General features: G+C 72.5%; 16 protein-coding genes. 11 read left to right on the top strand and 5 right to left on the bottom strand.

What is annotated here, in order from left to right; translation table 11 throughout:
• Positions 1-396: 396 nt before the first annotated feature.
• The gene (locus tag ABD340_RS12195) at positions 397-2,484 is read right to left on the bottom strand and encodes a DNA gyrase/topoisomerase IV subunit B (protein WP_344588920.1); all 2,088 of its coding nucleotides are present in this window, start codon (positions 2,482-2,484) and stop codon (positions 397-399) included.
• Positions 2,485-2,707: 223 nt separating this feature from the next.
• On the opposite strand from ABD340_RS12195, the gene ABD340_RS12190 reads away from it, so the two are divergent.
• The 4 genes from ABD340_RS12190 to ABD340_RS12175 all read left to right on the top strand — a co-directional run bounded on the left by ABD340_RS12190 (position 2,708) and on the right by ABD340_RS12175 (position 5,955).
• Complete coding sequence (locus ABD340_RS12190) at positions 2,708-3,610, top strand: ABC transporter ATP-binding protein (RefSeq protein ID WP_344588919.1); 903 nt, start codon at positions 2,708-2,710, stop codon at positions 3,608-3,610.
• Positions 3,607-4,680: an ABC transporter permease gene (locus tag ABD340_RS12185; RefSeq protein ID WP_344588918.1), complete on the top strand. Its 1,074-nt coding sequence runs from the start codon at positions 3,607-3,609 to the stop codon at positions 4,678-4,680. The genes ABD340_RS12190 and ABD340_RS12185 overlap by 4 nt, the downstream gene beginning before the upstream one ends.
• A gap of 127 nt (positions 4,681-4,807) precedes the next feature.
• The gene (locus tag ABD340_RS12180; protein WP_344588917.1) at positions 4,808-5,038 is read left to right on the top strand and encodes a DUF7455 domain-containing protein; all 231 of its coding nucleotides are present in this window, start codon (positions 4,808-4,810) and stop codon (positions 5,036-5,038) included.
• Between the two features lie 161 nt (positions 5,039-5,199).
• Complete coding sequence (locus ABD340_RS12175) at positions 5,200-5,955, top strand: YaaA family protein (RefSeq protein ID WP_344588915.1); 756 nt, start codon at positions 5,200-5,202, stop codon at positions 5,953-5,955.
• An 80-nt stretch (positions 5,956-6,035) separates the two neighbouring features.
• On the opposite strand, the gene ABD340_RS12170 is transcribed toward ABD340_RS12175, so the two are convergent.
• The 4 genes from ABD340_RS12170 to ABD340_RS12155 all read right to left on the bottom strand — a co-directional run bounded on the left by ABD340_RS12170 (position 6,036) and on the right by ABD340_RS12155 (position 12,541).
• The gene (locus ABD340_RS12170; RefSeq protein ID WP_344588913.1) at positions 6,036-7,025 is read right to left on the bottom strand and encodes a hypothetical protein; all 990 of its coding nucleotides are present in this window, start codon (positions 7,023-7,025) and stop codon (positions 6,036-6,038) included.
• A gap of 385 nt (positions 7,026-7,410) precedes the next feature.
• On the bottom strand, positions 7,411-9,108 hold the full coding sequence (locus ABD340_RS12165) for an RNA polymerase sigma factor (protein WP_344588912.1): 1,698 nt from the start codon (positions 9,106-9,108) through the stop codon (positions 7,411-7,413).
• A gap of 304 nt (positions 9,109-9,412) precedes the next feature.
• Positions 9,413-11,587: a SpoIIE family protein phosphatase gene (locus ABD340_RS12160; protein ID WP_344588911.1), complete on the bottom strand. Its 2,175-nt coding sequence runs from the start codon at positions 11,585-11,587 to the stop codon at positions 9,413-9,415.
• 363 nt (positions 11,588-11,950) lie between these two features.
• A complete protein-coding gene (locus ABD340_RS12155) occupies positions 11,951-12,541 on the bottom strand; it encodes an HhH-GPD-type base excision DNA repair protein (RefSeq protein ID WP_344588910.1) in 591 nt (196 codons plus the stop codon).
• Between the two features lie 83 nt (positions 12,542-12,624).
• Here ABD340_RS12155 and ABD340_RS12150 point away from each other — a divergent pair, with 83 nt between their 5' ends.
• From ABD340_RS12150 to ABD340_RS12120, 7 genes are all read left to right on the top strand, one after another.
• Positions 12,625-13,332, top strand: a complete 708-nt coding sequence (locus ABD340_RS12150) for a molybdopterin-dependent oxidoreductase (protein ID WP_344588907.1) — start codon at positions 12,625-12,627, stop codon at positions 13,330-13,332.
• The gene (locus tag ABD340_RS12145; protein ID WP_344588905.1) at positions 13,319-14,071 is read left to right on the top strand and encodes a hypothetical protein; all 753 of its coding nucleotides are present in this window, start codon (positions 13,319-13,321) and stop codon (positions 14,069-14,071) included. Before ABD340_RS12150 ends, ABD340_RS12145 begins: the two co-directional genes overlap by 14 nt.
• Before the next feature lie 157 nt (positions 14,072-14,228).
• Positions 14,229-14,465: a hypothetical protein gene (locus ABD340_RS12140; RefSeq protein ID WP_344588904.1), complete on the top strand. Its 237-nt coding sequence runs from the start codon at positions 14,229-14,231 to the stop codon at positions 14,463-14,465.
• Between the two features lie 194 nt (positions 14,466-14,659).
• A complete protein-coding gene (locus tag ABD340_RS12135; protein ID WP_344589604.1) occupies positions 14,660-16,255 on the top strand; it encodes a hypothetical protein in 1,596 nt (531 codons plus the stop codon).
• Positions 16,256-16,375: 120 nt separating this feature from the next.
• Entirely contained in the window at positions 16,376-17,863 is a 1,488-nt protein-coding gene (locus ABD340_RS12130; RefSeq protein WP_344588903.1) for a TY-Chap domain-containing protein, read from the top strand.
• A gap of 192 nt (positions 17,864-18,055) precedes the next feature.
• Complete coding sequence (locus ABD340_RS12125; protein ID WP_344588902.1) at positions 18,056-19,768, top strand: TY-Chap domain-containing protein; 1,713 nt, start codon at positions 18,056-18,058, stop codon at positions 19,766-19,768.
• A complete protein-coding gene (locus tag ABD340_RS12120) occupies positions 19,765-20,133 on the top strand; it encodes a hypothetical protein (RefSeq protein ID WP_344588901.1) in 369 nt (122 codons plus the stop codon). The genes ABD340_RS12125 and ABD340_RS12120 overlap by 4 nt, the downstream gene beginning before the upstream one ends.
• The last annotated feature ends 3 nt before the right edge of the window (positions 20,134-20,136 follow it).

The raw sequence follows: 20,136 nt of genomic DNA, 5'->3' as shown, positions 1-20,136 counted from the left end.
CGGGTCGGACGGCCCCTCCTGCTCATCCCCCGATCGCGATACCGGATCCCGTAGTCGCTCAGGTGGATGGTGGACGCCTTCTGGATATCGCCGATCTGTGCCCGGTATGTTCCTGCCGCCTCGCACTCCAGTGTGAAGCCGAGCTTGTCCGGGGACGCGTTCGCCAGCCCGTACAGCTGTACCAAGCCCTCGGACAGATCCGGGCGTGCCTGTGCTTTCTTGCCGTCATAGGTCAGCGTCAGGGTCGCGTCACCGCTGAAGTCGATGCTGCCCCGCAGGCGCGCCGACGCCCACCCGTCGGGCGCCGCCCCGGCCACCGCGGCGGCCAGCGCGTCGAGAACCTCGGACTTGATCTTGTCGGACATGCCACCGCAATCTAGTGCGGCCCCCCGACGTTCAGGTGTCGATCCGCTCCATGTCCAGTTCGGCGGCGCCGGCGGTGATGAACTCGCGGCGGGGGGCCACCTCGCTGCCCATCAGGAGGTCGAAGATCTTGGCGGCGTCCTCGGCGTCCTCGATGCGGATGCGGCGCAGGATGCGGTGCCGCGGGTCCATGGTCGTCTCGGCCAGCTGGTCGGCGTCCATCTCGCCCAGGCCCTTGTAGCGCTGGACCGGCTCCTTCCAGCGCATGCCCTTGCGCTCGAACTCCACCAGCTTCTTGCGGAGCTCGGCGTCGCTGTAGCAGTAGACGTACTTGTCCTGGCCCTTCCTGGGCTTGACCAGCTCGATCCGGTGCAGCGGCGGGACGGCGGCGAAGACGCGGCCGGCCTCCAGCATCGGGCGCATGTAGCGGTACATGAGGGTGAGCAGCAGGCAGCGGATGTGCGAGCCGTCGACATCGGCGTCGGCCATCAGGATGATCCGGCCGTAGCGGGCCGAGTCGAGGTCGAAGGTGCGGCCCGAGCCGGCGCCGATCACCTGGATGATCGCGGCGCACTCGGCGTTCTTGAGCATGTCGGCGACGGACGCCTTCTGCACGTTCAGGATCTTGCCGCGGATCGGCAGCAGCGCCTGGAACTCGGAGTTGCGGGCCAGCTTGGCGGTGCCGAGCGCGGAGTCGCCCTCGACGATGAACAGCTCGCTGCGGTCGTCGGCCGTGCGGCAGTCGACCAGCTTGGCCGGGAGCGCCGAGTTCTCCAGGGCGTTCTTGCGGCGCTGGTTGTCGCGCTGGGTCCGGGCGGCGATCCGGGTCTTGGCGGCCCCGACGATCTTCTCCAGGACGGCGCGCAGCGGCTGCTTCTGCCCGCGCCCCGGCGACTCGAAGATCTCCTTCAGCTCGCGGCCGACGACCTGGGAGACGATCCGGGCGGCGGCGGAGGTGCCGAGCACCTCCTTGGTCTGGCCCTCGAACTGCGGCTCGGGCAGCCGCACCGTGACCACCGCGGTCAGGCCCTCCAGGATGTCGTCCTTGATGACGTCCTCGTCGCTGTTCTTGAGCAGCTTGGTGGCGCGCAGCTGTTCGTTGATCACCCGGAGCAGGGCGCGGTCGAAGCCGCGCACGTGGGTGCCGCCCTTGGGCGTGGCGATGACGTTGACGAACGACTTGGTGATGGTGTCGTAGCCGCTCCCCCAGCGCAGCGCGACGTCCACCTCCATGTCGCGTTCGACGTCGGTGGGCACCAGGTGGCCCTGCTCGTCCAGCACCGGGACGGTCTCGGTGAAGTGGCCCCGGCCCTGGATCCGCAGCACGTCGACGATCTCGGTGTCCTTGGCGAGGTAGGAGCAGAACTCGCCGATGCCGCCGTCGAACCGGAAGGTCTCCTCGACGATCTCCTCGCCGCGCTCGTCCCGCAGGTCGATGGTCAGGCCGGGGATGAGGAAGGCGGTCTGCCGCATCCGGTCGAGGACCTGGGCCTGGTCGACGGTGGCGCCCTTGATGAAGATCTGCATGTCCGGCCAGAACCGGATCCGGGTGCCGGTGGTGGTGCGCGCCACCTTGCGGACCTGGTGGACCCCGGAGCGCTTCTTGAAGCGGGCGTTGGGCCGCTCGTCGGCGAACTCGCCGGGCAGCCCGCGGCGGAAGCTGATGGCGTGGGTGGCGCCGCCCTGGTCGACCTCGACGTCGAGGCGGGCCGACAGCGCGTTCACCACCGAGGCGCCCACCCCGTGCAGGCCGCCGGAGGCGGTGTAGGCCACGCCGCCGAACTTGCCGCCCGCGTGCAGCCGGGTCATCACCAGCTCGATGCCGGGCAGCTTGGTCTTGGGCTCGATGTCGACGGGGATGCCGCGACCGTTGTCGCCTACCTCGAAGGAGCCGTCGGCGTGCAGCACGACGTTGATGTGGGTGCAGTAGCCGGCGAGGGCCTCGTCGACGCAGTTGTCGACGATCTCCCAGAGGCAGTGGGCGAGCCCACGGCTGTCGGTGGACCCGATGTACATGCCGGGTCGCTTGCGCACGGCCTCCAGCCCCTCCAGCACCGTGAGGTGCCGGGCGGAGTAGCCGTGCGTATCGTCGGTCGTCACTTCAGCGGTCGCGGCGGTCAACTGCGTGTGCTCCTCGGGGGTAGGACATTCGGCAGCAGGGTACCCCCATCCGCCGACGGCCCACGGGCAGGCTCGCCGCCCGTGCCATGCGGGACGCGGTCGAACATACTATCGACACGGGCCGCGGCGGGGAGGATTTTCCGCCAGGCCGGAGCGCGCGGCGGTGCGAACTCCGACTTCAGGGGGTGTCGTCCCGTATTTCCCCGGCCTTACCGTTCTATGCATGACACACACGATCAGTGCGGACGGGCTCCGTAAACGTTACGGGGATGTCCGCGCCGTCGACGGGGTCTCCTTCGAGGTCCCCGAAGGCGAGTTCTTCGGAATCCTGGGGCCCAACGGGGCGGGGAAGACGACCCTCCTGGAGATCGTCGAGGGGTTACGGGAGGCCGACGAGGGCGCGGTGACGGTGCTGGGCGAGGCGCCGTGGCCGCGCAACCCGCGGCTGCTGCCGCGGATCGGCGTGCAGTTGCAGGCGTCCTCGTTCTTCGAGCGGCTGACCGCGCGCGAGCAGTTGCGCACCTTCGGCTCGCTGTACGGGGTGCCGGCGGCCAAGGCGGACGCGATGCTGGAGACCGTCGGGCTGAACGACAAGGCCGACGTGCGGGTGGAGAAGCTGTCGGGCGGGCAGGCGCAGCGGCTGTCGATCGCGTGCGCGCTCGTCCACGATCCGGAGCTGGTCTTCCTGGACGAGCCGACCGCCGCGCTGGACCCGCAGGCCCGGCGCAACCTCTGGGACGTGCTGCGCGCCATCAACACCGAGGGCCGCACGATCGTGCTGACCACGCATTACATGGACGAGGCCGAGCTGCTCTGCGACCGGGTGGCGATCATGGACGCGGGCCGGATCCTGCGGCTGGGGCCGCCCGCCGCACTGGTCCGCGATCTGGACGCGCCGGCCCGGATCAGCGTGGCCAGCGGGGTGCTGGCGGCCGCCGAGGCGGGGGCGCTGCCCGGCGCGGACGAGGTCGCCGACGACGGCGTGTCGCTGGTGATCTCCACCCGGGCGCCCTCGGAGGTGGTGGCGGCGATGGCGGCCCGGGACGCGCTGGACGGCGTGCAGATCCGCGGCGCCACGCTGGAGGACGTCTTCCTGGACCTCACCGGGCGGGAGTACCGCGCGTGACCGACTTCCAGAGTTTCCGGAGCCTGTCGCGGGCCATGGCGCTCGGCTTCGCCCGCGACCGCGGCGCGCTGTTCTTCACGGTGCTGTTCCCGCTGATGTTCCTGGTGATCTTCGGGGGCGTGTTCGGGAACCAGACCACCTCGAAGGTCGAGGTGGTCCAGGTGGGGCCGGCCGCGGTCCTGGACGGCGCCGTCGCCGGGGGCGGCGGTGAGCTGGCCAAGGTCCTGGAGGTCACCAGGAGCGCCGACCGGGCCGGCGCGCTGAAGAAGGTCGCCGACGGCGACGCGGACGCGGTGGTGGAGCAGCAGGGCGGCGAGCTGGTGGTGCACTACTCGGCCGCCGACTCGGTGAAGTCCGGGACGGTCCGCGGGCTGATGGACTCGATCGTCCAGTCGGCCAACATCGCCGCGAGCGGGCGGCCCGCGGCGTACCGGCTGACGGTCGAGCAGGTGGAGGACGACTCGCTGAAGGCGATCCAGTTCTTCACCCCGAGCCTGCTGGGCTGGGCGCTGGCGTCGGCGGGCGTGTTCGGGGCCGCGCAGACGCTGGTGACCTGGCGGACCAAGGGGATCCTGCGGCGGCTTCGGCTGTCCCCGGCGCCGGTCTCGGCGGTGTTCGGGGCGCGGGTGTCGGTGAGCGTGGGCATCGCGCTGGTGCAGCTGGCGCTGTTCCTGGTGGTGGCGCGGCTGCCCCTGTTCGATCTCAAGCTGCGGGGCTCCTGGTGGATGTGCGTCCCGATGGTGGTGTCGGGCGTGCTGGCGTTCCTGGCGATCGGCATGGTCATCGGGGCGTGGGCGAAGACGCAGGAGGCCGCGCAGACGGTGGGCCAGCTGGTCGTGCTCCCGATGGCGTTCCTGGGCGGCTCGTTCTTCCCGCTGGACGCGGCCCCCGGCTGGATGCAGGCGGTCTCGTACGCCTTCCCGCTGCGCTATCTGAACGAGGGCATGCTGGACGTCATGGCCCGCGGCCAGAGCCCGGCCTCGGTCCTTCCGGAGATCGGCGTTCTGCTGGGGATCGCGGTCGCGGGAACATTCGTCGCCGTCCGGCTGTTCAGATGGGACGATGCCTAGGCGGCGGGTGTGATGTCGGTCACCAATCGACCCATTCCGCTGTGGGCGTACGAAGAAACAGGTTGGGAACGTCAGCGTCGGGTTAGATGTTGTTCTAAGTACCGACCCCGAGCATGAGGAAGGTGCCGTGACTGGAGCCCTTGCCCCAACCAAGCCGTTGTCCGTCGCAGACCGCTGCGACCGCTGCGGTGCCCAGGCCTACGTCCGTGCAGTCCTTGTAGGCGGCGGCGACCTTCTGTTCTGCGCCCACCACGGGCGTAAGTACGCAGAGGCCCTCCGAGCCAACGGGGCCGACATTCAGGACGAGACCGACAGGCTCACCGAAACCCCGGCCACCGCGCCCAACGATGAGCGGTAAGCCCTCGCGATAAAAGAATCTGGAACGGCGGTCACCGGCGACGGCGGCCGCCGTTCCCCCATTCCTGGATATGCCCTGAAAGCAGCCTGGACGCGTTTTCGATCGCATTGTGTGATCGAATTATCACGCAGTGTCGCCGATCGCAAGGAGGCCTCGGACACGTGCTGATTCTGCTGCCGCCGTCGGAGCGCAAGGCCACCGGCGGGGACGGCCCGCCGCTCGATCTCGGCGGCCTCGCCTTCCCGGAGCTCAACCCCGTCCGGGAGCGGGTGCTGGACGCGCTGGGCGAGGCGTGCCTGCGGGACGACGCGCGCGAGGTGCTGGCGCTCCCGGCCGGGCAGGCGGAGGAGGCGCTGACCCGCAACCGGGTCCTGCGGCGGACCCCGACACTGCCGGTCGCGCGCCTGTACACCGGCGTCCTGTACGACAACCTGGCCCTGCACGAGCTCGATCCCGGCCGGGCCGCCGACCAGATCATCGTGTTCTCGGGCCTGTGGGGCGCGCTGCGCCTCACCGACCGGATCCCGCCTTACCGGCTGGCCATGGACGTGACACTGCCGCCGGAGGGGAAACTGGCGGCGCTGTGGCGTCCCGCGCTCCGGGAGGCCCTGGGCTTCACCCGGCGGCGGCTGATCGTGGACATGCGCTCGGGGCCGTACGTCTCGGCATGGAAGCCGGCGCGGGGCCAGGGGCCCGCGGTGGCGGTCCGGGTCTTCCGGGAGCGGATCCTGGGAGGCGTCCCCAAGCGCAGCGTGGTCAGCCACATGGCGAAGGCGACGCGCGGAAGGGTGGCGCATGACCTGCTGGAGGCGGGCGCGGCTCCGGAGACCCCGGAGGAACTGCTGAAGATCGTGGCGGGGCTCGGCCACACGGCGGAGCTGAACGGCGACAATCTGGACATCATCCTGCACGCCTGAGCCGGGCCGGATGGCCACTGTCGGTCGGGCGCTGTCGGTCGGGCGCTGTCGGTCGGCCCGGTCACGACGTCGCGGCCGTTTCAGACCGTGGTGATGTTGAGGTGGCGGCACGCCTTGACGTACTGGCCGACCTCGTTTCCGCCCAGGTAGGCCCACGGCAGGCTGCTGGGACGCCCCTGGGTGCGGAGCAGGTGCTGGCGGGCGGGCCGGCGCGCGTCGGCCAGGTGGAACGCGGCGCCGAAGATGTTGTGGGCCTCGATGGTGCGCGGATGCGGGCGCGGCCCTTCGAACCAGCCGCGGGCGGCGACCTCGACGTCGCGGCACTCCTCGGCCGAGAACCAGGACGACGAGCCGCGGATGATGCCTTGGCGTTCCTGGACGAAGTACTCGAAGTAGGCCAGCGGCAGCAGCGCCGAGCGCGGGTCCTCGCGTCCCGCGGTGCTCATCCCGACCCGGGCGAACTCGAACATCTCCTCCGGCAGGCCGCCCCATTGCGGCGAGAGGCTGACCACGCGGGCGACGTGCGAGCCGTACAGCGTGGGGCCGCGCCGGTACGCCTGCCGCCACAACTCGTCCTTCTCCTCGCGGTCGGCGTCGAGGCCGAGGGCGAGCCAGAGCATCGCCTCCCAGGGGACCGGGTCGTCGGGCCACAGCCTGGCGGCGGTCAGCAGCGGGTCGCGGGCCTCGCGCATCTTCTTGGTGTAGGCGGTGTAGCCGGCGGCCTGCACCGCCCGCGCTCGGGCGTCGGGCCGGATCCGCCAGCCCTCCTCGATCCGGGTGCGGCCGAGCCACAGCCACAGGTCGGGGTTCGCGGAGTCCTCGGTCAGGAGTGCCTCGATGTAAGGGCCGGCTCCGATGGCGGCCTTGGCCAGCGCCTCGACCCGCACCGAGCGCAGTTCCGGGTCGTGCCGGGCCTCGGCCAGGGCGCGCGCCCCGCCCCTCAGGTGGCGGTCGTGGACGGCGTCGACGGCATGGTCGAGGACGGGATCCGTCCAGGGACGTCCGCCGATCACGCGTGTCGTGCGGCCGCGGACCGGGGTGGGCGCCCGGCCGAGCCTGCTCTGCTCCACCGGCCCTCCACGTGTCCGATCAAGCTCCACAAGTCCCATGGGGCGGAAGCGTAGGAACGGGCACGACGGCGCGCGCTACCTGGATGTAAACAGTGTGTTACATACCCTGGAGCATCTTTGACCTGGATATTTCCGCACGTCAACAAAAATGGACAGCTCCCCGGGCGGATGGGGCCCGGCCTGCGGGAACAATTCCGAAACACGGCGATGCTCCGCCGCGCCGCCCGGTCCCGGCCGCGCCTCCGGAACCCCATCGGCACCGCCTGCCCCACTGACCACATGTGGTCGCGAGGTTTTACGGCCGGTCACCCGGGCCGAAAAAGACGAGACCGCTCCGGGGCTGCCGGAGCGGTCTCGTCTCACCTCACGTCGTGCGGGCGCCCGTTCAGTCGAGGTAGTCGCGCAGCACCTGGGACCGCGACGGGTGGCGCAGCTTCGACATGGTCTTGGACTCGATCTGGCGGATCCGCTCGCGGGTCACGCCGTAGACCTTGCCGATCTCGTCGAGCGTCTTGGGCTGGCCGTCGGTCAGGCCGAACCGCATCGAGACCACCCCGGCCTCGCGCTCGCTGAGCGTGTCCAGAACCGAGTGCAGCTGCTCCTGCAGCAGCGTGAAGCTCACCGCGTCGGCCGGGACGATCGCCTCGGAGTCCTCGATCAGGTCGCCGAACTCGCTGTCGCCGTCCTCGCCCAGCGGGGTGTGCAGCGAGATCGGCTCGCGGCCGTACTTCTGCACCTCGACGACCTTCTCCGGGGTCATGTCGAGCTCCCTGGCCAGCTCCTCCGGGGTGGGCTCGCGGCCCAGGTCCTGGAGCATCTGGCGCTGCACGCGGGCCAGCTTGTTGATGACCTCGACCATGTGCACCGGGATGCGGATGGTGCGGGCCTGGTCGGCCATCGCGCGGGTGATCGCCTGCCGGATCCACCAGGTGGCGTAGGTGGAGAACTTGTAGCCCTTGGTGTAGTCGAACTTCTCGACCGCGCGGATCAGGCCCAGGTTGCCCTCCTGGATCAGGTCCAGGAACAGCATGCCGCGGCCGGTGTACCGCTTGGCCAGCGACACCACCAGGCGGAGGTTGGCCTCCAGCAGGTGGTTCTTGGCCCGGCGGCCGTCCTCGGCGATCCACTCGAAGTCGTCGCGGTCCTCCTCGGACATGGTGTGCCCGGCGGCCGCGAGCCGCTCCTCGGCGAACAGGCCGGCCTCGATCCGCTTGGCCAGCTCGACCTCCTGCTCGGCGTTCAGCAGGGGGACCTTGCCGATCTGCTTGAGGTAGTCCTTGACCGGGTCGGCGGTGGCCCCGGCTGCCGCGATCTGCTGGGCGGGGGCGTCCTCGTCGTCGTCGCCGAGGACGAACGCCTCCTCGTCGTTGCCGCTGGGCTTGCCGCTGGGGCCCTTGGCGGGCGCGGCGACCACCACGACAGGGGGCTCCTCCTCGGCCGGCTCGTCGGCGTCCGGAGCGGCCGTCTCCTCGCCGCCGTCCTCGACGACCTCCAGGTCGTCGCCCTCCAGCTCCTCGAGGTCGTCGAGGTCGGTGACATCGACGTCGTCCTCGAGCTCGGGGTCGTCGGCGGACTTGGCCGGGCCCTTCTTGGCCGGACCGGCGCCCTTGGCCGCGGGGGCCGGGGCCGCCTTCTTGGCCGGGCCCTTGGCCGGCTCGCCCTTGGCGGGCACCGGCTTCTGCTTGGCCGCGCCCTTGCGGGCCTGGGCCTTCTTGGCGACGGTGGCCGGGCTGGGCGCGGGGGCCGGTGCCTCCTCGGCGCCGTCGTCGACGACGGCGGTCACCGTGGTGGGCTGCTCCTTGGCCGCGGCGGCCGTCTTGGGCTTGCGCGCGGCAGGCGCCGCGCGCTTGCGCGAACGCTTGGGCGCCGCAGAGTCGGCAGCGCTCACCATGACGGTCACACCCTCCTTGCTGAGGCTCCGCAGGATGCTGGAGGCCTTCGACACGGGGATGTCGGCCTCCTCGAACGTACGTCGTACGTCGTCGACGTCGAGGTAACCCTGGGACCGTCCACGCTCGATCAGTTGCGCGATGACGTGCTCGTGCAGATCTGACGCTTTCGAGGTCGAGCTAGCAGGCGACACAAATACCTCTCGAACGAACGTGTGGCTTGGTTGACCCAAGTGCCCTGACGGGCCCGGCCTCACACTGGGTGGGACCACACACCGCGCGGGTCACGCTGTGCGGGTCCGCAGCGTACCCGCTTCTTACTAGGGTCAAGCATTCTGGCACTGCTGCGCATTCCGCATTTCGATGTCCTGCCCGGTAACACACCACCTTAGAGGGCGCTGAGCGGTCCTTCGTACGGACGGTGCCGTCTTCGCGACCTCTTCCGGCCCTTCCGGGGCCGTCTCAGGCGCCGCCGCCAGGCGGCGGTTCACACGGGTCTCACATGGGCTTGGGCGGGACGTGCAGGGCTAGTACGGTCACATCGTCCACTTGCTCATAACCGGCAAGCATCCGATCGACCAGGAAGTCGACGAGTCTCTCCGGATCTCCTACCACTTCAGGTGGGGCGTCGGCCGCTACCGCGACCAGTTCCTCCAGGCCGGCGTCCACCCCACGCCTACGGTTCTCCACAAGTCCATCGGAATAGAAGACCACAGTGTTGCCGGTCTCGATGGAAAAACTTGTCTGCTGTCGCTGGGAGGGCCAGCCGAGCGGGGTCCCCGGCTCGAGCCCGCTGACCCTGGCGGGTGCGTCCGCCGAGATCAGCAGGGGTGGCGGATGGCCTGCGTTGCTGAAGGCGCCGTGGCCGGTCTCGGGGTCGATGACCGCGTAGGCGACCGTGGTGAACTGCTCCTCGTCCTCGGTGGCGGAGAAGAGCCGGTCGAGACCGGCCAGCACGGCGGCGGGCCGGGGGTCGTTGAGGGCCAGGGCCCGGAGCGCGTTGCGGACGCGGCCCATGCCGGCCGCGGCGAGCACGCCCTTGCCCATCACGTCGCCGACGGCGATGGCGAGCCGGTCGTCGGGGAGGCGGAACACGTCGTACCAGTCGCCGCCGACCTGGACGTGCCGGGTGGCGGGGTTGTAGCGGGCGGCCAGCACCATGCCGGGCAGCTGCGGCAGGTCGCTGGGGAGCAGGCTGCGCTGCAGCTCCTCGGCGGTCTTGTGCTCGCGCTCGAACAGCAGCGCCCGCTCCACCGCCAGCGCGCACTGGCCGGCCAGGGCCTCCAGGAAGACCCGCTCCTCCTCGGTGATCTCCCGGGGCCGGGTGAAGGAGAACCGCAGGGCTCCTATGGGCGCGCCCGCCGCCAGCAGCGGCAGGCCCACCCAGGCGCGTTCCTCGGTGTGCTGGGTGAACAGCCCGGTCTCGTCGCGGCCGAGCTGGAGCCGGAGGCTGTCGGGGTGCTCGGCCAGGAACGGCCGGCTCTCCCGCACCGCGACCGACATGACCGTCTGGTCGCTGACCTTGATGCCGTCGCGGGACTCGGGCCGGCCCTCGGGCCGGGGCTCGCCGCCGGGCTGGGACGGGGCGACCACGCTCAGCCGCAGCTTGTCGTCGTCCAGCAGCGCCACCGCGGAGTAGTCGGCGCCGATCGCGGACCGGCCGACCTCGGTGATCACCTGGACCACCTGGCTGACGGTGAGCGCCTCGGCCAGCATCGAGGTGGCCTGCTGCAGCCGCGCGGTGCGCAGCGCGGCCGCCGACAGCTGCTCGGTGAGCCGCCCGCGCATCTCCTCGGCCTCGCGCTGGCCGGTGACGTCGGTGTTGGCGCCGACCCACTCGATCACCGTGTCGCCGCGCCAGATCGGCACCGCGCGGACATCGAAGTGCCGGTACTGGCCGGTCTTGGTGCGGATCCGGTAGTTGGTCTCGAAGACCCGGTTGTCGGCGACGCACTCGCGCCAGGTCGTCTCGATCCGGGGCCGGTCCTCGGGGTGGACGACCGCGAGCCAGCCGTCCACGGCGTAGTCGTCGGGGGTCTGGCCGGTGATCGACCGCCACTCCGGGGCGTCGTCGATCACGCCGCCGTCCGGGGAGGCCACCCAGACGACCTGGGAGCTGGCCTCCACCAGCGAGCGGTAGCGCTGCTCCTTGCGCCGGATGACCTCCTCGGCGCGGCGGCGCTCGGTGACGTCCAGCGCGGTCAGCACCACGCCCAGCGGCCGCCCGTCGGCGCCGCGGGCGGGCAGCCAGGTGCAGGCCAGCACGCGGGTGCCCGCGGCCACGGTGGTGGCGGGCGGGCCGGGGACCGGCACCGGCGGCTCGACGACCGGGACCGGCGGGGCCTCCTGGCGGGGCCTCGGGACGGTCAGGTCGGCCTCGGTGATCGGCCGGTCCTCGGCGAGCACGGTGCGCAGCGCGGTCTCGAACGCGGCGGCCACGTCCGCGGGCAGGAAGTCGGCCGGGCGGCGGCGCAGCGGGTCGGCACCGGGCACGCCGAGCAGCTCGGGCAGCACCGCGTTGGCGCGCACGCAGCGCAGCCCGGTGTCGAAGAACGCCAGGCCCGCCGGGGCCTGGCCCATCAACGTGGCGTACAGCGCGGCGTCGGTCGCTTCCATGGGCTGGCCCTTCACCCCGGAGATCCGGGGATGCGGAACGGACGTATCGGTGCTCATCGGCAACACCTCCGCCCCAGGGGGTCCCGTACCGCGCGGTAACTTTTCATCACAATGAGTGAATGGGAGCAGGCTAACGCTCCCGCCTCCATCACAACACCGGTCGGAGTCAAGTACTCATCATCCCGATGGTTCGCCGCCGACGGAAGACCCGGGGCGTCCTCGGCCCGCGTTTCCCGGCCGCGATCCCGGCTCGGCCCGCCGCCCCTCCGGCGCCCCCGCCGAACGGCGGCGGCCGGGAGGCGTCCAGGCGGACGGCGAGTACGTGATGTTACGACGCCGGGACGCGGCACGCCCGGACGGCGCGCCCGTTCGGCGAGTTCCGGACACAACACATCCCGATCGGCGGCAGGCAACGAATGGCTACTTCGGGGCTTTGGCGGCCTTGGCCGCGGCCTTCATCTCCTGCTTGAAGGCGCGCACCTCGGCCAGCGAGTCCGGCCCTGTGATGTCGGCCACGGAACGGCGCGAGCCCTCCTCGCCGTAGTCGCCGGCGGCCTCCCGCCAGCCCTCGGGACGCACCCCGTACTGCTTGCCGAGCAGGGCCACGAAGATCTGCGCCTTCTGCTTGCCGTAGCCGGGGAGGGCGTTGAGCCGCTTGAACAGCTCCTTGCCGCTGTCGACGTCGCGCCAGATCGCCTCGGCGTCCCCGCCGTAGTGCTCGACGATGTAGTGGCAGAGCTGCTGAACCCGTTTGGCCATCGAGCCGGGGTAGCGGTGCACGGCGGGCTTCTCCGACAGCACCGCGGTGAACCGCTCGGGGTCCTGCGCGGCGATCTCGGCGGCGTCCAGATCGCCGGTGCCGAGGCGTTCGGCGATCGTGTACGGGCCGGAGAACGCCCACTCCATCGGGATCTGCTGGTCGAGCAGCATGCCGATAAGAGCGGCGAGCGGGCTGCGTCCAAGCAGTTCGTTCGCCTCCGGGCGCTGCGCGAGATGAACCTTGATGGCCATGGGCCCAGCCTAGAGCCCACCCGGTTCCCTGCGCGGGCGTACGGGGCATGGTGGCCGCGGCGCAACGGTGCTCGAATGGGAACGTGGAGCAAAAGGGCGTCAAAGACGGCACGCCGGTCGGGAGACGGGTCGTGCTGGGCATGCTGGGCTTCGGCGTGGCCGGGGTCGCGGTAGGGGCGACATTGCAGAAGGGCTTCAACCGGGCCCTGGCGCCCGTGAACCAGATCGGGGAGGTCCTGCCGGGCGCGGCGGACGGGTTCCGCTACTACTCGGTCGTGGGGAGCGTGCGGCCACGTCCACCGGCACGGCACAAGGTCACGGTCGGCGGTCTGGTGCGCCGGGAACAGGCGTTCAGCATGGCCGACCTGGCGGCGCTGCCCCAGACGCGCCTCACCCGCGACTTCCAGTGCGTGACCGGCTGGCGCGTCCCTGAGGTGATGTGGGCGGGCGTGGCGCTGCCCGACCTGCTGGACGCGGTGGGCGTGTCGCCGCGTGCGCGGGCCGTGCGGTTCACCTCGTTCGACGGCGTCTACACCGAGTCGTTGACGCTGGACCAGGCGCGCAGGCGGGACGTGCTGGTGGCGACCCAGATGCTCGGCGCGCCGGTCACGCACGACCACGGCGGCCCCGTCCGGCTGTTCGTCGCCCCCATGTACGGCTACAAGTCGCTCAAGTGGCTGGGCGGCATCGAGCTGACCGACAAGGTCATCTCCGGTTACTGGGAGCGGCGGGGTTATGACGTGGACGCGTGGGTCGGCCGGTCGAACGGACGCGACGATGCCCCGACCTGATCCGCTGGACCGGTTCTCGCGGGCCGAGCGCTGGGTCCACCATCTGACGGCGCTGCTGATGCTGGTGTGCCTGGTGACGGCGGCGCTGCTGTACGTCCCGGCGCTTGCGGCCGAGGTGGGCCGCCGCGACCTGATCAAGCCGCTGCACGTCTGGGCCGGGTACGCGCTGCCGGTGCCGGTGCTGCTCGGCCTGCTGTCCCGGGCCTTCCGGGCGGACCTGCGCAGGCTCGACCGGTTCGGCCCGCACGACTGGGAGTGGCTGCGCAGCGCCGACCGCCGCGCGGTGGCCCGCGTCGAAGGCGGGGACGCCGGTGGCGGCGGAGCCGGCGGGTACCGCGCGGCCGGGCCGGTCGTGCGCGGGGTGATCCCGATCGGCAAGTTCAACCCGGGCCAGAAGCTGAACGCCGCGTTCACCGCCGGCGCCGTCCTGGTCATGCTCGGCACCGGCACGATCCTGACCTTCCCCGGCCCCTGGCCCGACCGGTTGCGGACCGGCGCGACGTTCGTCCACGACTGGCTGTTCCTGATCATCGTCGTGGTGACGCTGGGGCATCTCTGGTACGCGCTGCGCGACCGCGGCGCGCTCGGCGCCATGGTCACCGGGCGGGTCGGCCGGGATTGGGCGGCCCGCCATCACCCGGGGTGGCTGGACGAGGCGGTCCGCGCGGACCCGGCCGTCCAAGATCGGGCCGTTCAGGAGCCTGCCGTCCAGGATCGGGCGGGGCCGGAAGGGGCTTGACACTCACCGCAAAACCGCTGAAATGAGACATCGAGGCGAGGCCGGGCGGCACGGTCTCCGCCGGGCCCTGACGCGGCCCGGCGCGTGCCCGGCCGGGTCCCGCCCGCCCCGGCGGTCACCCCGTACCGCCGGACCCTCGGGCTCGGAGGCCGCGTTGATGCCCGCACTGGCCGAACACCGCGGTGAGGTCCGCCGGCTGCTCGCCGGACGGCTCGCCCAGGAATTCGCGATCTTCAATACCGACACCGTCGAACGCTGCGTCGCCGACGTCCAGGCGTGCGTGACGCACCTGGGACTGGAGGCGACGCCCGAACTGGTGGAACGCATGGCCAGGGAGCATCTGATCGGGATGGTGAAGTCCGAGCCGCCCTCGGGAAGGGTGGCCGGGCCCTGAAGGCGGTACGGACGGAAGGGCCCGCGCGGTTCCGGCCCGTCCCATTTCGGACTCCCCGCGATGTCCTGGGCGAGGACCGGCGCCGGATCTGAGAAGCTAGTGACGTGAGTCCCCGCAGCCGCCGCCGATCGTCCGGGGATCCCGCGCGGGACGGGCCGCCGCCCTCGGACGAGGTCTTCGCGATCTTCGATGGCATGCTGCGCCACGCGCGCGAACTGCTGGCGGTGCGCAGCCCGCTGGACGCCGAGCTGATCGTCAGCGAGATCCTGGGCTCCTGGTGGGGACGGCGGGTGCCGGGCGGCGACGTCGAGGAGGTCATCGGCGAGGCGCTGGTCGACTACGCCGCCGACGTCGGCACCCCGGCGGCGCTGGCGCTCCTCACCGGCATCGCCTACCTGGGCACCCCGCGGCAGGCGGCCAAGGCCGAGCGGGCCGCGCTGGCCCTGATGGAGCGCGGCGTCGCGCGCCCCGGCTGGGCCGACCGGGTCGGCATGGTCCTCCCCGAGGAATGCCACGTGTCCCGGGACGTCTACGGCGACCAGGACTCGATCATCTGCACCTACACCTACGGCGGCCGCGACCGGCACGCCCTGGTCGTCATGGTCGACCGCAACAAGCCCGGCGCGGTGCACGCCGCCGTGCTGCACGGGACGGGCGGCGCCCCACCGCACGGGACGGGCGGCACCGCGCGGTCGCTGGAGCCGCCGGCCGCCGCGGAGGGCCGCCTCCATCCGCCCGCCGGCGGGATGGTCCGCGACGCCTGGGTCTCCTCGCACGTCGACCGGCTGCTCGAGCACTGCCGGCAGGAAGGCCGCACCAACCCGCTGATGCGGTTCGAGCAGCTCGACCAGCGCGACACCCGCGCGATGCTGCAGCGCGCCCTCGAGTACACCAACGACACCCCGGACGCGCCCGTCAACGAGAGCCTCGGCTCCTACCACGCCTTCGTCCGGGCCCGGGTGAACTCGCTGCCGCCCGGCGGCCGGCTGCCGCACCCGCCGGTGTACAGCAGGGACCGGCGCGCCACGATCGCCATCCGGTTCCTGGCCTCCGACGAGGCCGAGGAGCTGTCGGACCGGTCGGCCGCCAGCCGCTGCGTCGACCGGATCATCGAGTACGGCTGCGCGCACGACTTCGGCCGCCCGCTGCGGGTCTCCCCGATCAAGTGCGAGCTGTTCCTGCTGGACTGGCTGCCGCGCAAGGTGCTGCTGTCCCCGACCGAGCAGGAGGCCGTCCCGCACGTGCTGGCGGCCTGGGTGCGGTGGGCGGGCAAGCGCACCGGCCTGCCGGAGGCGGGCGTGCGCGCCACTCTCGACGCCGTCTGGGACGCCACCGCCAAGTTCGCCGAGGCCTACCGCGACCCGGCCGCGTTCGGGCTGGACCGCGCCCTGGTCGCGCGGCTGCTGCCGGACGGCGAGCTGGAGGCGCTGCCCCGGCGCGCGTTCGCGCTGCCGTTCCTGTCCGGCCGGCACCGGCTGTCGGGACGGCACGGTTCGATAGATCTGTCCACTCTCGACCCCGCCGATCCCGACGACCGCCGTATCCTGCTTGAGTTCGAGCACCCGGGCGCGACCGAGGAGCATCTGGACGCCCATGAACGGCTCACCGAACGGTTGTGGAACGGCGACCCGCCGCAGTTGTGGGAGACCGCCCAGGCGATGCTGGACGTGGGCTTCGAGCGGCACGAGATCCTGCACCGGCTCATGGACGTCATCGACGGCTGCGGCGACGATCCGCCGGAGCTGCGGCGCGCGCTGCGGGTGCTCCGGCATGCGACGCCGCCGGAGTGAGCCCGCGGGCCGCCGGGCGGCTCCCCGGTTTGCCAGCGGCGATCGGGGCGACAATCATCGGGGGCTGGGGTACCGGTCGCGCGGGGGTCGCGGCCCCTCCCCGGTTGATAGGGAGTGATCTTGTTGGAGTGGTCCGAGTTCGCGCGGCGTCTGGGACGCGAGCTGGCGGGTCTGGACAGGGACACCATCCTCATCGTGCGCGAGCGCGATGAGAGCCGCCACTACGTCCAGGCCATGCGGGAGCCGGACCGGCTCTACGCCGAGGCGGTCAGCAACAACTTCCTCGACGGCCCGCTGCTGCTGACGCTGGCCGACGAGGAGGTCATGAGCGACGCCGGATGGCGCCCGCCGGCCGATCCCGCCCCGCGCAACTGGTGGACCGAGCTGCCCGCCCGCGCCACGGTCGACGACCACGGCCGGCTGGCCGACGTCATGGTCACCGCGCTGCGCGACGTGCAGGGCGTGCGGCGGCCCTCCGACCTGGTGTACGAGTCGTTCCACCGGCACGGCACCGGGCTGATCGAGCTGCTCGACTTCGGCATCGACGCCGCCGACCCGTCCCGGGTCGCCAAGCGCCGCAGCACCTCCGCCGAGCTCGCCGAGGGGGCCGCGCCGGGCGGCGGCGTGCCCGCGCCGGCCGCGGCGGTGCTGGCCGCGCCGGTGCCCGAGCAGCCGATCCCGGACGGGCCGGACGACCTGGAGCCGCGGCTGGCCGACGCCAAGCAGCGCGGCGACCACACCACCTACTTCGACCTGCTGCTGTCGGCCGACCTGGTCCTGCCGGCGACCGCCCCGGCGGTGGAGCACCCCGAGACGGCCGAGTTCCCGACCACGTCGATCGGCACCGGCACGTACGTGGTGGTGTTCTCCTCGCCGCAGGCGCTGGTCCGCTCGGGGCACCGGCCGGGGCTCTACCGGCGCACCTCGTTCGCGCAGCTCGCGGTGGCCTGGCCGGATCCGGCCTGGCAGCTGGCGATCAACCCGGGCCTGCCCAGCGAGGTGCACCTGGACGCGACGGCCGTCACGCGGCTGGACGCGACGCAGCGCGCCATCAACCAGCCCGGCGTCCAGGCGTCCGCGCCGCCGCCCGTGCCGCCCGTGCCGCCGGGGCCGGGGCCCGCTCAGCCGGCACCGCCCGCGCCGCCGGCCGCGCCGGGCCCCATGCCCGGCCTGCCGGCGCCGCCCCCGCCCACCGCGCCGCCGCCCACCGCGCCGCCGCCCACCGCGCCCCCGGCCACTCCTCCGGGGCCGCCCGCCGCCGCGGCGCCGCCTCCTCTTCCTGCCGCGCCGGCTACGCCGCGCCCAGTCGTTCCGCCACCCGAACCGCGCCCCGAACCGCGCCCCGAACCGCGGCCCGAACCGCGGCCCGCGCCCGAGCCCACGTCTGGGCCCGCGCCGCGGCCTCCGCTCCCACCGGCTCCGGCGCCCGAGGTCCCGGCGATCGCTTCCGGCATCCCGCTCCGGCCACCGCCCGGCACCCCCCTGTGGCGCTGGGACGGCGAGGGCGACGAGGCCGAGGCCGCGGTCCCCACGGCCGTCTACGACGCCATCGCCGGCTCCTGGACGCCGGTGCGCGCCGACGCGCTCCCGACGCCGCGCAGCGACTGACCCGCCGCCTGGAGCGGAGCGGAGGGTGGTGGGTCAGTCTGACCTTGCCGGGGAGTCTGAGGGGTCGTCCCGTCAGAAGGGAACGACCCGCGCCCGACCCTTACCGGCCCATGGGCCGGTAAGGCATGCGCGCGCCGCGGCGGCTACCGTCGAGTACGGAACATCACCACGAACGGGAGAGTTGGGGCCCGATTGGACTGGAACGACTTCGCCAAACGGCTGACGATCGAGCTGCTGCGGCTGCCGGTCCGGTCGTTCCTGATCGTGCAGGCGACCGGCGGGCTGCCCTACGTCCAGGTGCTGCGGGAGTGGAACGCGCTGGAGGCCGAGGCGGTCGGCAGCGCCTTCCTGCCGCGCGCGCTGTCGCCGAGCCAGGAGCGCCGGCTGACCGTGCTCGGGTGGGAGCCGCCGGAGGACCCGGACACGCAGAACTGGTGGTCGTGGGTGCCGCTGGTCGATCGGTCCGGGCGGCCCGTGTCCGACCAGGCGGAGCGGTGCGCGGGCCTGGCGGGGCGCATGGTCGCCGCGTTCCGGGAGGTGTACGGCACCGATTCCCCGCTCGACCTCGTCTACCAGGCCGGCCACAACGACGGGCGCGCGCTGGCGCTGCCCGGCCTGGGCATCCCGCGCGACGCCCTGGAGGGCGAGGGCGGCGAGACGGGCCCGGACGGCCCGCCGGGGTGGACCCTGGAGCCCGCGGAGGGGCTCGAGGGCCCGTCCGGGCCGGGGCCGGGCGGCGCGCTGGAGATCGCGCTCGTCCGCGCGCGTGAGGACGGCGACCAGAACGCCTACCTGGACCTGTTGCGGCACACCATGCTCTACCTCCCCGCTCCCGCCGACCCGGCGGACGACGACGGTGCCGGGCATCGGTACGCGACCGCCCGGTTCGGCGACGGCACGTTCGTGCTGGCGTTCACCTCGCCCGAGGCGATGAGCCGGTCGCTGCGCGGGCAGGCCGTCCACCACCGGCGGGCGCTCCTGCAGGAGCTGGTCCGGCAGTGGCCCGACCCGGAGTGGCAACTGGCGATCGACCCGGGGCTGCCCAGCGCGGCGTACCTGGACGCGACCGCGCTCCCTTCGGCGCCCTCCGAGCAGCCCGCGCCGCCACCGGCAGCCGATAACGGACATTCGTCCCGCCCATCTCCACCCGGACCCGATTCCGCGCCCCCAGAACGGCCCCTGCCGCCCCTGCAGCACCCTCCGCGAGTGCAGGCCCCGCCACGCCCCGCGGTGCCGCCTGAGCCGCCTGAGCCGCCTCAGGACGTTGCCGCGGCCCTCGAGTCGAAGCCGTCTGCGACCGGCGAGCCCGAGGTCGTGGTCATGCAGAAGGTCGTGCGCCCCGAGCACGTCGCGCACTACCTGGAGGGCGGCTACGAACTCGTCGCGGGGTACGTCCACACGCTCAGGGACGTCCGCGACCTCAACACCCCGGCCAAGCTGGTCCGCGGCCTCGGGCTCGTCTACGAGGGCGCGCCGTTCTCGCCGATGGACGAGGCCGTCCACGTGATCCGCTGGCCCGCGCTGAAGCCCGGCCTGTTCCGCACGCCGCTCGGCGGGATCGACGAGTGGAGCATGGGGACCGTGCCGGGCGGCTGGGTGATCGAGAAGGCGCCCTTCCCCGGCTCGGGGTACGCGCCCGGCGAGGGCGCGGCCATCCCCGAATTCAAGATCGACAGCCAGCGGCTGCCGCACGGAGCGGAGATGTACCGGATCGAGCCGTCCGGGCAGGAGACGCTGATCGGCGGGTACGACGCCGACCTGCGCCGCTGGCTGCTGCGGCCAGGGGTGGCCGGGCCTGCCGCGGCGGCGGTCCCGGCGGCGCGTGCGCCGGAGCCGGAGGCGGGATCGGAGTCGGCGCGCGTGGCGGAGGCGGCGCCCGGCGCCCACGAAGGAGGACACCGGTGAGCTTCCGGCACGGCTACTTCGCGCGCTGGCGCGGCACCGAGTACGAGGCCAGCCCCGACGGCGCCCAGGTGCGCCTGTACGTGTCCGCCCCCGCCGAGGGCTTCACCCAGGTGACCGCGGACCGCCACGTCCGGGTCGTGCCGGCGGCCGAGGTGGAGCGGCTGGCGTACGTGAGCACGTTCTGCACCTGGCGGGGCGAGCGGTTCGTCGTGCTCGGCGAGCACGACGGCTGGACGCGGGTGGAGTACGTGGGCGGCAAGGCCCCGGTGGCCGAGCGGCTCGGGCTGGAACGGTTCGACCGGGGCGTCTACCAGGCGTGGGCGCCGCGCGCCGAGATCGAGAATCTGCGTGAGGAGGCCGTCTGAGCC

This window comes from Actinomadura vinacea (genome assembly GCF_039532545.1).
Lineage (GTDB): Bacteria > Actinomycetota > Actinomycetes > Streptosporangiales > Streptosporangiaceae > Spirillospora > Spirillospora vinacea.
This window is presented reverse-complemented; position numbering and strand designations above follow the sequence as displayed.